Origin of the sequence: Kaistella antarctica, assembly GCF_900109615.1 — a bacterium.
GTDB classification, from domain to species: Bacteria; Bacteroidota; Bacteroidia; order Flavobacteriales; family Weeksellaceae; genus Kaistella; species Kaistella antarctica.
The window spans coordinates 483,168-496,393 of sequence record NZ_FOIX01000001.1; the positions used below are offsets into that span (position 1 = coordinate 483,168).

The 13,226-nt window shown below is 35.5% G+C and carries 13 protein-coding genes; 2 read left to right on the forward strand and 11 right to left on the reverse strand.

Going from position 1 to position 13,226, the window contains the following annotated elements; genetic code table 11:
• Positions 1-16 precede the first annotated feature (16 nt).
• Positions 17-1,399, forward strand: coding sequence for a class II fumarate hydratase (fumC, locus tag BMX49_RS02295; RefSeq protein ID WP_034721089.1), 1,383 nt, complete (start codon positions 17-19; stop codon positions 1,397-1,399).
• Positions 1,400-1,499: 100 nt separating this feature from the next.
• Here the strand turns inward: fumC and BMX49_RS02300 are convergent, their stop codons facing one another.
• The 11 genes from BMX49_RS02300 to BMX49_RS02355 all read right to left on the reverse strand — a co-directional run bounded on the left by BMX49_RS02300 (position 1,500) and on the right by BMX49_RS02355 (position 12,500).
• Complete coding sequence (locus tag BMX49_RS02300; protein WP_034718257.1) at positions 1,500-2,537, reverse strand: porin family protein; 1,038 nt, start codon at positions 2,535-2,537, stop codon at positions 1,500-1,502.
• A gap of 30 nt (positions 2,538-2,567) precedes the next feature.
• Complete coding sequence (locus BMX49_RS02305; RefSeq protein ID WP_034718260.1) at positions 2,568-3,182, reverse strand: hypothetical protein; 615 nt, start codon at positions 3,180-3,182, stop codon at positions 2,568-2,570.
• The gene (locus BMX49_RS02310) at positions 3,163-3,729 is read right to left on the reverse strand and encodes an RNA polymerase sigma factor (protein WP_034718263.1); all 567 of its coding nucleotides are present in this window, start codon (positions 3,727-3,729) and stop codon (positions 3,163-3,165) included. The genes BMX49_RS02305 and BMX49_RS02310 overlap by 20 nt, the downstream gene beginning before the upstream one ends.
• A 147-nt stretch (positions 3,730-3,876) precedes the next feature.
• Positions 3,877-4,590: an ABC transporter ATP-binding protein gene (locus tag BMX49_RS02315; protein ID WP_034718266.1), complete on the reverse strand. Its 714-nt coding sequence runs from the start codon at positions 4,588-4,590 to the stop codon at positions 3,877-3,879.
• A 23-nt stretch (positions 4,591-4,613) separates the two neighbouring features.
• The gene (locus BMX49_RS02320) at positions 4,614-6,080 is read right to left on the reverse strand and encodes a DUF5687 family protein (protein ID WP_034718268.1); all 1,467 of its coding nucleotides are present in this window, start codon (positions 6,078-6,080) and stop codon (positions 4,614-4,616) included.
• Positions 6,081-6,339: 259 nt separating this feature from the next.
• On the reverse strand, positions 6,340-7,989 hold the full coding sequence (locus BMX49_RS02330) for a DNA repair protein RecN (protein ID WP_034718271.1): 1,650 nt from the start codon (positions 7,987-7,989) through the stop codon (positions 6,340-6,342).
• Positions 7,990-8,165: 176 nt separating this feature from the next.
• Positions 8,166-9,071, reverse strand: coding sequence for a type IX secretion system protein PorD (porD, locus tag BMX49_RS02335; RefSeq protein ID WP_034718274.1), 906 nt, complete (start codon positions 9,069-9,071; stop codon positions 8,166-8,168).
• A 37-nt stretch (positions 9,072-9,108) separates the two neighbouring features.
• Positions 9,109-10,305, reverse strand: a complete 1,197-nt coding sequence (gene coaBC / locus BMX49_RS02340; protein ID WP_034718278.1) for a bifunctional phosphopantothenoylcysteine decarboxylase/phosphopantothenate--cysteine ligase CoaBC — start codon at positions 10,303-10,305, stop codon at positions 9,109-9,111.
• A gap of 132 nt (positions 10,306-10,437) precedes the next feature.
• Complete coding sequence (locus BMX49_RS02345) at positions 10,438-10,761, reverse strand: DNA-directed RNA polymerase subunit omega (RefSeq protein ID WP_034718281.1); 324 nt, start codon at positions 10,759-10,761, stop codon at positions 10,438-10,440.
• A gap of 41 nt (positions 10,762-10,802) precedes the next feature.
• Positions 10,803-11,765, reverse strand: coding sequence for an outer membrane protein assembly factor BamD (locus tag BMX49_RS02350; RefSeq protein ID WP_034718284.1), 963 nt, complete (start codon positions 11,763-11,765; stop codon positions 10,803-10,805).
• A gap of 108 nt (positions 11,766-11,873) precedes the next feature.
• Positions 11,874-12,500, reverse strand: coding sequence for a TetR/AcrR family transcriptional regulator (locus BMX49_RS02355; protein ID WP_034718287.1), 627 nt, complete (start codon positions 12,498-12,500; stop codon positions 11,874-11,876).
• 52 nt (positions 12,501-12,552) lie between these two features.
• On the opposite strand from BMX49_RS02355, the gene BMX49_RS02360 reads away from it, so the two are divergent.
• On the forward strand, positions 12,553-13,224 hold the full coding sequence (locus tag BMX49_RS02360; RefSeq protein ID WP_246005103.1) for a TatD family hydrolase: 672 nt from the start codon (positions 12,553-12,555) through the stop codon (positions 13,222-13,224).
• The last annotated feature ends 2 nt before the right edge of the window (positions 13,225-13,226 follow it).

The window sequence follows — 13,226 nt, forward strand, 5'->3', positions numbered from 1 at the left end:
AATAAATTTAATCCTAATGAATTATAGAATAGAAAAAGATACCATGGGCGATGTGCAGGTTCCTGCAGACAAATTTTGGGGTGCACAAACCGAACGTTCAAGAAATAATTTTAAAATTGGTCCAGAGGCTTCGATGCCGCATGAAATTATTGAAGCATTTGCCTATTTAAAAAAAGCTGCGGCATTCACGAATGCAGAGTTGGGTGTTCTCTCTAATGAAAAAAGAGATATGATCGCGAAAGTTTGCGAAGAAATTTTAGAGGGAGAATTAAATGATCAATTTCCACTGGTTATTTGGCAAACTGGGTCGGGGACACAGTCCAATATGAATATCAATGAAGTGGTTTCGAATAAAGCGCATGTGAATAATGGCGGAACTTTGGGAGAAAAATCTGAAATTCACCCGAACGATGATGTGAATAAATCGCAGAGTTCCAATGATACTTATCCTACAGCCATGCATATTGCAGCCTATAAGAAAGTAGTCGAACACACTTTGCCAGCCGTTGAAAAACTGCGAAATACTTTACATGAAAAAGCTGAGAGTTTTAAAACGGTAGTGAAAATCGGACGAACGCATTTAATGGATGCAACACCTTTAACTTTAGGTCAGGAATTTTCAGGGTATGTGGCGCAGTTGGATTATTCTATGAAAGCAATTACTAATACCTTCGATCATTTGCAAGAAGTTGCTCTTGGCGGAACGGCGGTTGGAACGGGATTGAATACACCAAAAGGATACGACGTTTTAGTGGCGAAATATATTTCAGAATTTACGGGACTTCCGTTTGTGACGGCACCCAATAAATTTGAAGCGCTCGCGGCTCACGATGCAATAGTGGAAAGTCATGGAGGGTTAAAACAACTGGCGGTTGCGCTTTATAAAATTGCGCAGGATATTCGTTTCCTCGCTTCCGGACCAAGATCTGGAATTGGAGAAATTCATATTCCAGAAAATGAACCCGGTTCTTCCATCATGCCAGGAAAAGTGAATCCAACTCAGAATGAAGCGCTGACAATGGTTTGTGCGCAAGTTTTAGGAAACGACACTACGATTTCTTTTGCCGGAACTCAAGGGAATTTTGAACTCAATGTTTTTAAACCGGTGATGGCGTACAACTTTTTACAATCTGCTCAATTATTAGGCGATGCGTGTATTTCTTTTAATGATCATTGTGCCGTAGGAATTGAACCGAACGAACCAAGAATTAAAGAGTTGGTTGAAAAATCATTAATGTTGGTAACGGCTTTGAATACGCATATCGGTTATGAAAATGCAGCAAAAATTGCGAAAACTGCCCATAAAAACGGGACCACTTTAAAAGAAGAGGCAGTTAACTTGGGATTAGTGACCGCAGAACAATTTGATGAATGGGTGAAACCGGAGGATATGGTTTAAAAAGACGTTTAGATCATAGACGGATAGATGATAGATAAATTATGCAAAAACTCTGGAGAATTTCCAGAGTTTTTTGTTGATATGAATTGCTATGAAAAATTTATAATCCAAGTGCCAAACCGATAACCAAGGCTTTATCATTTGGGAAGTAACTGCCTTTAAAATAATTGCTGAAATCTTTCTTAACGAAAAGGCTAAGGCTGTTGTAAGAGAAAGTAAGCTGTCCGCCGTACACGAATGGATTCACCTGATAGTTAGAGCGATTCCGGAAATCTTCAGAGTCTCCACGAACGATATTATTGGTTGACATTTTCACGCCGCCGTAAGCATTGGCTGCAACTCTGAATCCGCTGCCGTAGGGTCTGTATTGAATATCCATGCCGGCATTTTTCAATTTCGAAAAGTTGTATTGTAAGCCAAGTGGAACCATTAAATATCCAGTTCGCATTTTATTTTTATCGACGTTGCCACCGTAATCTGCAACGGAGACTTGACCATTATTGTCTTTGGAGAAAAATTTATTATTGTCTAAACGAATGGTTCTCCAAGAGAAACCCAAACCTGAAATTAAACCCCACGGACTCATTCTGTCAAACTGGTAATTTAGTTTAAAACCTACTTCCAGATTATTGCTATAAGCGATATTTTTATCGAGGTCATTGTCGGGTTGATCGTTAGTCAGGGTCATAATTCCATAGGAGAAATAAGGACTGAGGTTTCGGGCCGCACGAAATTTCTTCATCAGTTTCGCTTTCAATTCTTCCTCGGAAGTGATATCAGAATTGAGTAAAGAATAGCGCACTTGTTTTTGAATCACTTCATCTAAGTCGAAACCGAGCGCTTCAATTCTTTCGTCTATTTTGGTGGAATAGCGGTCTGCAATATCAGCCTTCTTTTTATTAAATTCTGCCTGTGGTAAACTTTCCTTAGCTAAAATTTCAAGTTCTGCTTCCATGAGTTTTTTTTCCTCTTGAATAATATTGTTGATTTTGGTGGCGTATTCTTCCACCTTTTCTTTCACAATTGGACTCAGCTCTGTATCCTGTTTGTTTGGGAAATTGAGTTTGATATTAACTTGAGCATTAAGAGCGGTTGCGTATGAACATACCAATCCCGTCATGATAATTTTCTTGATCATATTATTAATTTTTAAAAGTTTAAAATGGAATTATTTTGAGTTGAGGTCAATCGTGGCAACGTTACTACCGTCTTTCGATTTCTCAATAACATCTTTATGTTCTACTGAAAAGAGCAACGTAGATGGATCCACAAATCTTTTCCGCTTAACCGGAACTTTAGCAGAATCAATGATTGCAATACTGTTCGAAAATTGATCTGGGGCAATTGCAGGAATAATTTCTTTTTGTTTAATTGCAGGAATTTGCTTTTGCACGACAATCACTTCTGGATCAATAATTTTAGTTTCTTGAGTTGAAATAACAGGATTAATCTTATTTAAAGTAGGTTCAGTACGTTCAACTAAGAGTGGAGTTGATTCCTTTCCGATTTTATTTTCTGGTTGAGCAAGCGTAGGTTGAATAGTAGTTTCCACGATTTGTGGTTGAGCAACTTCTTCATCACTACTATTAACCAACACAATTCCTAAACTTAAAAGCAAACCTAAACAAGCCGCCACTAAAAACCAATTGATCCTTGTTTTAACAGAAGTTGGAGCTGAAGTCTGACTTTCAATTTCGGACCACAAATCTCTGGACGGTGTGATTTCGCGCTCCTCGATTTGGTTCTTAATTTCGTGCTCTATATTATATTTCGGAGTATTCATTTTTCAAGTTTTTTTGTTGCTGAAAGTAGATTGTTCTCAATTTCTCTTTGGCCCTAAAAAGCTGAGTTTTGCTTACAGATAAAGAAATATTTAAGATTTCAGAAATTTCCTGATGCGAACAGCCTTCGATTACATAAAGATTGAAAACCATACGATACGCATCCGGAAGTTGGTCTAAAAGTTCTTGCGCATTAAAGTCACAATCCGTGATTTCATCGTGAATTTCTTCTAAGGCAGAAGGATGAATGTCATCAATATAAAAAACGGTTTTATGGCTTTTAATAAAATTCAGACATTCGTTCACTAAGATTCTTCGCGCCCAACCTTCCAGATTTCCCTCACCGCGAAAAGTTTCGATACTTTTAAAAACTTTACAAAACGTTTTGATGACGCAATCTTCCGCCTGATAAATATCGGTGACATAACTTTTACTAATGCTTAAGAATTTCTTTACATTTTGCTCATAAAAGATTTTCTGCGCAGCCGGTTCCTGTTTTTTCAGGCGGCTCAGCAAATCATCTTTTTTATTATGGAACAAAATATTCATATTATTCTCTTTCTACTTTAAAGACACTGAAATTGAAAAAAGGTTACAGAAAAAATAAATTCTTTGCAATTAAAACAGTAAGTGCTTGATAATGAATTGAAAAAAAATCCATTTCCTACTGAAAGAAAATGGATATCTATTTTTGATTTAGATGGAAGTCTCAACCGACGTGGTAAAGAAATCTTCTAATTCCTGTAAGGTTTCTGGCGTGGTGATAATATCTTTCACCAATTCGCCTTTGTCCAATAGAACAATTCTGTTGCTGACTTCCGTCGTGTGCGCGAGATCGTGACTGGAAATTAAAAAAGTGACCTGTTCATTTTTCGTCCAATCTTTAATTAGTTTTTTTAATTTAATTTGAGTGGAAGGATCGAGGTTGGCAAATGGTTCATCCAAAACAATGATTTCGGGAGTTCCAATTAGAGCGCCGACAATTCCGACTTTCTTTTGATTTCCTTTCGATAGATCACGAACGTACTTTTTTGCGTTTAAAATTTCACCATTGAAAAAGTCATTGAACTGTTTTAGAAATTCATCAACCTGAATTTTGGTTTGTCCACGAAGTTCGCCTAAGAAATAAAAATATTCTTCTGGTGTTAAATAACCGATCAGAAAAGTGTCATCAATAAAAGCCGAAACTTTCTTTTTCCAGATTTCATTTTCGTTGACTTTGTTGCCATCGATTTCGATAAAACCTGTCGTAGGTTCTATTAAATCTAATAAAAGACTGAAAAGCGTGGTTTTTCCAGCACCGTTATTTCCGACCAAACCGAAACTTTCTCCTTTTGGAATCACAAGGTTTTCAATGTGAAGAACTTTTTTGGAGCCGTAAACTTTAGATATATTTTGAATTGAAATCATATTGTAAATTTTAAATTGGAGAATTATGCGTTTTTAAAAGAATCGAGGGTGGAATATTTTTGGGTTTTGTAAACTTTAACAATGTAACCGAAGACTTTATCTCTCATCATAAACCCGATAATTCCTAAAATCCCTAAACTTGCAACCGCGGGATAAATTCCCAAGAAATATTTTACGATTGCAAAAACCGCCATTGGTAGCAACATTTGTGGAATGGTGAGCAACATGGTTTTCATATTGAAGTTATTGGTACCGCCACCAAACGATTTACTTTTCGAGTTGAGGTCAATTGGTTTTTTATTAAATGCTCCGGCCAAAAGGGTGATGTAAGAATTCACACCTAAATTATACAATCCCGCCGCAAACACGGTGAGATAGAATTCCCAGCTGATTAAAAGATAGAAAGAGGACAAAACAATCGAGACTGAAATGCCGATAATAATTAAAGACCATTTTCCTTTCAAATATTCTTTGTAAGGAACATTGGAGGTCATCATCAGAGGATAATAAGAACTGTCCCAACTTGGAACTCGCTGACCGAACATCAACATGAATCCACCTGTGACGAATATTCCCATAAAGACTTGCATGAAACTATTGTCATATCCTTTTGTGAAAGTCAATAGACCGTAGAGCAGAAACATTGCGCTGGCAAATAAGGCAGATTTGGCAGCTTTGCTTCTTTTCAACAACCGAATGTCATTGTTAATAAAAGTTCCCATCACGCCATATCGATCGAAGAAAGCAATGTTTTCGGTTTTCCCTTCAGCAATTTTTAACTCTAATCCTTTATCCAAGTAAAAGTTTTTATAAATTTCTTGATAGGCGAGATAGGCGGTCAAAATTGCTAGAAGCACTGGAACTAAAAAGACGCCAGCATATTCGTAAAGACTATAGAATAATCGTTGCGAATAGTACGAAAGTTCAATGATTTTGAAATATTCTAAGGCAGCTAAACTCGCCATCACCGCAACAACGATGTACAAAACCAAGTCTTTTCCGTTTAGTAAAATATTCAGAAAATTGTTAAAGTAGAAGACGGCAAAAATTCCGATGGTAAACATAATCAAATGGGTCACTGAATAGCTACCGTCGTAAATTAATAAGCCAGCAAAAGGTAGCAGAAATAATAAATTCCCCCAGTTAAAAAAATTGACAAGAATTTTGATGACGGTGTAATTTACCAATTTCTTCTTGGTTATCCCTAAAGTGAGAAAAGGTTTGATGTTTTGCGTGGGCATTTGCTGCAGAAAATAACGAATGATTAAATCGAAAGCCCAATAGTAGATGAAGAATTTGCAAAAAATCAGCAGCGGATCTGCCATCATTTTTTTCTTTGCAAAGAAATAGAGAATGAACGGCAATGCCACGAAAATCGCACTGAAATAAGCCATTCCGAAAAACATCAAAATTTTCATTCCAAGGTTTGCTCCGAATTGCGGATTACGTATAAAATTTTTGAATTCAAGTTGTAGAAGTCTCCAGTACATAGTCTTACTTTTAAAGATAAGTCTAAAAATAAGTAAAATGTTACAAATAAATTATCGAAAGATGAAATAAATGATGAAACCAACAAGAATTGTAAGGATTAAGTACATTTGAAAAAGTTCGCCTAAATCATCAGGGCTTGGTATTCTAAATTTTGAAGTTTCTTTTAAAGAATTTCTTTTGATTCTTAAAAATAAGAGAAGGTAGATCCCGAAAAATAGTAAAACTCCAGCATAAAGAAAGTCCATCCTTCAAAAGCTTTTATTTCATCAATTCTTTAGCTTGCGAAATGGCAGCTTCGGTGATTTGTGCACCCGAAAGAAGTTGGGCGATTTCCTGCAGTTTCTCCTCTTGGTTTAAAGAAATGATGGTTGATTGCGTTTTACCAGAAACTTCTCGCTTGATCACTTTGTAATTGTCGTTTCCTTTAGCAGCGACTTGTGCGAGGTGACTGATAACGATGAGTTGCATGTTTTCGGACATGTCTTTCATCACATTTCCGATCTCCTCGGCAACTTTCCCGGAAACTCCAGTATCGATTTCGTCCAGAATTAAAGTTGGAAGTTCCGCATTTTCTGCCATAAACTTTTTAATGGATAGCATTACGCGTGAACGCTCGCCACCTGAAATTGCCGTTTGAATGGGCTTTAAGGGAAAACCAGAATTTGCCTGAAATAACAATTGAATATTTTCCTTACCGAAATTGGTAAAGTTTTTTAAGTCCGTTAACTGAACTTCAATCTTGGCTTTTTCTAAACCTAACTGATTTAATAGTTTCTCCGTTTTTTTAATGAAACCGGGAACTGATTTTTTACGATTTTGTGATAATTCAGTCGAAGCTTTCTCCAAACCTTCAGCAGCGATTGCGATTTTCTGCTCCGTCTGATTGATTAGAAATTCTAATTCTGCAAACCCAGTTTGCTCATTCTGAATTTCATCTCGAATGTCGATTAAGCCTTCTACAGAATTAACTTTATGTTTTAGAAATAGAGAATTAATTTTATTGAGTTGCAATGACAAATCGGTCAGAACTTCGGGATCAGTTTCCATTTTATCAGCTTCATTTTGTAGATCGAAAAGGAAATCTTTAAATTCTACGAACTGTTCCTCTAATCTTTGGTTCAACCTGGAATATTCGTGAGACAGCGACGCGACTTTTGACAGTTTAGTTTTAACATCCAGCAAAGAATCGAGTACGCCGACTTCTTCCTGATCCATTTTATTGAAAATAATTGACAGATTTTCTACAATCGTTTCGGCGTTTTCCTGCTTACTTAATTTATTTTGAACATCTTCTAAGTCAAAAAGATCCAGATTAATTTCAAGTAATTCCTCCAATAGAAAGACTTTATAATCGCTTTCTTTACTACCTTCAGCAAGTTGATTTTTAAAATCTTCCAGTTCTTTTACCAACTTTTTATAATCAGAAAAATCCTGCTGATATTTAATAATCGAAGTTTTGTTTTTTGAAAGTCCATCAATCATTTTAAACTGATATTCTTCGTCAAACAAATTGGAAGTTTCAAACTGGGAATGAATGTCAATCAGTTTTTCAGAAAGTTTTTTTAATATTTCTAAAGTGACCGGAACGTCATTGATAAAAGCACGTGACTTCCCGGTTGGTAACAATTCTCTTCGAATTACGGTGTTCACGTCAAAGTCTAAATCATTTTCCTCAAAGAAGATTTTGAAGTTTTCATTTATAATGAATTCAGCTTCAACAATACTTTTAGCATCCGAGCTTTGAATAGATTTTACGTCTGCGCGTTCACCCAAAATCAATCGCAAGGCTCCCAGAATAATCGACTTCCCAGCGCCAGTTTCTCCCGTAATTACCTGTAAACCTTTGTTCAAAGTAATCTCGAGTGAGTCGATCAGCGCGAAGTTTTGGATGAAAATTCTTGAAAGCATATTTTAAATCAATTGCGAAATTATCATTTTAATTTCGGCTTGTAAATTTAAGACTTTAAAAGAGAGTATGAAACAGTAAAAAGAAATGAAGAGGCCGAAAACACCTATGTTAACAGATCTTTAACAAGCTCGTTTTGAAAATTTCTTTTAAATTATCGAAATCGGAAACTCAGAAATTACTTCCACTTGTTCCATTTGCCATCAATATCTTTCGGAGATAGAATGGTGAAAAGCGCTTTTAAATCAGCCATGTTCACGTTCGCATTATTTCCGTTACTAAAGATGTCAAAGACTTCCTGCTTTTTAGTATCGATAAAAATATTCACCGGATAATTCATCTGGAAATTATTTTCATAAGCTTTCAATTGCAACAATGCATCAGCAATAATTTTCTTTCCAGAGGACTGATCTTGTTTTCCCAGATTGTCTAAACCCGCACGATGATACGTGTAGTAAAGATTTCTTAGCGTATTTTGCTCTGGCTTTAACATGTTGTCAACTAAGGCCGCGCGGGTTCTTGTGCCTTCCATCATCGACCATCCAGCGAAGTTTTGATTTTGAGAGTTGTTTGATATTTTTTGAGCTTTCTCGAACCATTCCTGTCCACCTCTAACCTTGTAACTGTCGGCATCGTAACCTAAAATAGTGTATACATAAAAGCTAATTACATCAATTAAATTTTTACCAGAAAACTGTCTTTCATTAAAGACCAGGTTTTCGTTTTCGGTATAATCAAAACTAAAATTGGTATCGTTAAGATTTAAAAGTGGGGTTTCATAAGTGGTGTTAAAAACGGGCCGTACTGCCTGTACCACGATGCTCGCTTTGTAATTATTGCTTCCCGCCTTTTCATTGATAACGATTGCGAAATTACATTTGATCTTTTCGAAATTCTGTAATTTCTTGCCCGTCCAGCTGGTATTGTTGATAAAATCGCGGAGATTCTTTTCTAAAGTTTTATAAGCCTGCATATTACTGCCACTTAACTGTTGAGTGTTAACCTGTACATTTGCCAAGAGCTCTTGAGAAAAAGTCAGATTAAACGAGAAGATAAGGACGAATATCGTAATAAGTTTCTTCATTATTAAGGTAAAGTTTTGAAACGGAAATTTAAGGATATTATTTCAGAATCTGTTCTTCTATGAAAGTTAAAATATCCTTGGCAACTTCTGTTTTTGATTTTAAAGGAAATTCAGTAACAGTCGATTCTGTAATAATTTTAATTTTGTTGGTAGAACCTTTGAAACCTGCCCCTTCATCGCGAAGAGAATTTAAGACAATCATATCCAGATTTTTTTTCTGAAGTTTTCCTTTCGCATTTTCTTCTTCATTTTGAGTCTCTAAAGCGAAACCTACTAAGAATTGTTTGGTTTTCCTTTCGCCCATGGTTTTTAAAATATCTGGATTTTTTACCAACTTGATCGTTAGCGAATCTTCACTCTTTTTAATTTTTTCCTGAGCAATTTCTTTCGGAGCATAATCTGCAACAGCGGCACTTGCAATGGCGATATCTGCATTTTCGTAATATTCAAAAACCTTAGTAAACATTTCCTTTGCAGAAGTCACCCGAAAGATTTCTATATTTTGATGATTGCTTAATTCAGAACTCGGTCCAGAAATCAGAATGACGTTCGCGCCTCGATTGGCAGCTTCTTCAGCAATAGAAAATCCCATTTTCCCGGATGAATGATTTCCAATAAATCGAACGGGATCAATGGCTTCATAGGTTGGACCAGCCGTAATGAGTACGGTTTTTCCAGTTAAACTTTTATCTGAATTAAAGAAATCTTCAATGATTTGTGAAATAGTTTCGGGTTCAGCCATTCTTCCTACACCAGATAGTCCGCTGGCTAATTCGCCGTCCTCGGCTGGAATAATATGATGACCGAAATCTTCCGCTAATTCTAGATTCAGCTTTGTGGAAGGATGTTGATACATATCTAAATCCATCGCCGGCGCTATAAAAACTGGACATTTGGCCGACATGTACGTAGCCAACACTAAGTTGTCACACATGCCGTGAACCATTTTGGATAAGGTGTTTGCCGTACAAGGCGCCATTAAAATAATATCTGCCCAAAGCGCCAATTCTACGTGATTATTCCAGGTGCCATTGTCCGAATAGAAATCGCTGTAAACTGGATTTTTGGAAAGGGTAGAAAGTGTGAGTTTTGAAACAAACTGTTCCGCGGATGAAGTCATTAAAACTTGAGCTTCCGCACCTTTTTTGATGAAATCTCTGATGAGGTAATTGATTTTATAGGCAGCAATTCCACCAGAAATACAGATGAGGATTCTCTTACCGTGAAGTTTCATTAATCAAGATTTAAAAGTTGAACGAATTTACTCAAATTTTTACGAACAGATAATTAGGTTCTAATATCTTAAATAAAAAAGTCACAAGAGCAATTAGCTTTGTGACTTTTATAAGATTTAAAGAAAAGATAATTAAATTTTTTCTTCAGTTTTTCGGTAGTAAATTTCTTCGTCTAACCATTCTTGAATCGCAATTGAAGTTGGTTTTGGAAGTTTTTCGTAATGTTTAGAAATCTCGATTTGTTCTTTATTTTCAAAAACTTCTTCAAGAGTTGAATTGTGCACTGCAAATTCATCTAATTTATTATGAAGCTCAGTGCGGATTTCCGCATTGATTTGCTCTGCTCTTTTTCCCATCACCACGATTGCTTCGTAGATAGAACCTACGTTTTCTTCGATTTTATCTCTATCGTAAGTTATGGTACTTAATTCGGCTTTAGAATCTTTTACGCTCATTTTCAGTTGGTTGTTATATTTAGAGTTTGCAAATGTACGGATTACTTTTTGATTTCGAAAGTTGCCGCTGGAGTAGGAGTTGCCAAAACAGCACTGTCTCGTTGTAATTTAGAGGCGTCGCGCTTATCTTTTTCTAAGTTGATTGTCGCTTCTGCTTCCTGCATTTTCTCTTTCATTTCTTTATTTCTGGCTTCTACTTTTTTCTCGAGTTCAGCGAAAACTTCTTTCTCTTTGGCTAATTTGTTTTTAAGTTCAGTCGCAGTTTTTGCATTTTCTGTTCCAGGAACTTCTCTTTCGATTTGTTTTGTAAATGATAAACCATTTTCAATACGGTCTTTTTTCAATGCATAAACAGAATTGACAGCCAGTTCATATTTTGATTTTAGCATGTAATCGTAGATTTTAGTACGAAGTTTCGTACTAGGGAAATCATCTAAAACATTTTCAAAAGCTGTACTCGCAGCCTTATAATCGGCCATCTTGTAATATTGCTTGGCATTTTCGTAAGCTTTAAACTCTAACTTATACGTCAATTCATCAATAAGTTCATTGATGTTTTTTGATCTTTCAGAATTCGGATAATTATTAAGGAAATTTTGAAGTTCGTTAATGGCTAGATCGGTACTGGTTTGGTCTAAATTATAATCCATACTTCCTTCATAATAACACAATGCCGACATGTACGCTGCATCTTCAGCACGCGCATCTTGTGGAAATGTTACCGAGAAATTTTTGAACTGATGCCCCGCCAATTTATAGTTTTTGTCGTAATAGTTTGCGTACGCAGAATTGTAAACCACGTTTGGTGCATCATCCGTACCGGCCACCAAGTTCGAAAGTCTTTCATACAAAGACAAAGCGTCTTTCCATTTTTTCTTTTCAAATTTTTCGTTGGCAATTTTTAAGATATAATCTTTATCTGCACTTTTCAAGGCTAAATCTTGTTGCCTGTTGCAGGCAGATAATGCAAAGAATGCAAGAGCAATAATCAAATATTTTTTCATAAATAAAATATAGCAGAAATTAATTGAATTTTAATTTCTGCGGTTTAGGGTGCAAAAATATAACTTTTTTATCAATAGATATTTTTTTATGATTATTTAACTATTAAATTAATCAGTTTGGTAACCTAGAAGCGAAAAAATGGTTACTAAAAGGTTCGCCAGAATTTTTTTTTCGGCTTCATCCAGGTAATTTTCCTCTTTGCCTGAGACATATAATTCGTAAAAATTTTTATTTCTAATGACGAAAAGAGAAGATCCGACCATTAAAGTCAAAATGTCTTCAGGTTTCGGCGCATTATTAAAAACGCCTGACGTAACTCCTTTCTTAATGACGTCATCTATTTTTGAAGTGAAAGTGGTGTAGAATTCTAAGAGATCTTCTTTCAAATGTTCTGTATGCCGAAGTTCCTGTGTTACAAAACCATGAAAATAATTGAACTTAAATAACTGACTAACTACATATTTAATCAATTCTTTCATTTGCATTTCGGGTTTACCGTCTCTTACGGTTTCGGCAAACTCTGCAAAACTCTCTCTTGTTTTTTGAACGCGATATCGGTAGAGATAGGACATCATTTTTTCCTTCGACCCAAAATAGTAGGAAATCATCGCTACATTAATGTTAGCTGTGGTAGAAATGTCGCGAACGGATGTTCCTTCGAACCCCTTTTTTGCAATCAGTTTTTCAGCAACATTGAGAATATGAATTTGTTTTTCAGTAAATTTTTTCTTCATCTGTGTTATTGTTTTAGTAAAGTTAATAAATTTTTAAGAATTTTTAAAACAAATGTTTAAGGCATATATAGCTGTTTTTTGGTTATTTTTGATCATGACTGATTTTGATTTGCACCATCATATCTCGACAAGGATGACTGGGATTTATAATTTAAATGTTGGAGAATCACCACCCAATGGATATTTTTCGGCGGGAATTCATCCAAATTTAATGATGGATTTTAGCGAAGATCAGTTTGATTGGTTAAAAGAAATTAGCAAACATGAACGTTGCTTGGCAATCGGTGAATGTGGCTTAGATGGATTGATTAAGGTTGATGACGATCTGCAAGAGGAGCTATTTGTAAGGCAAATTGAGTTAGCAAATGACAGAAACAAACCTTTGCTCATTCATTGTGTCAGAAGGTTTTCTCAAATAATTCATTTTAAAAAGATAGCAGAAGTTCCCATGATTATTCACGGTTTTAACAAGAGGAAAACCATCGCTGATGAATTACAAAAACACGATTTCTATTTAAGTTTTGGAAAATCTGTTTTGCAAAATGTAAATTTGCAGGAATTTGTTAAAGGTTTTCCACCTGAAAAACTATTTTTAGAAACTGATGGTAGGAATTTTAATATTGAATTACTTTATCAAAAAGTGGCTGACTTAAAAAATATGACCCTTGAAAACCTTCAATTACAAATTCAGCAAAATTTAAAAATTTTTAATATTTCCCACTGATG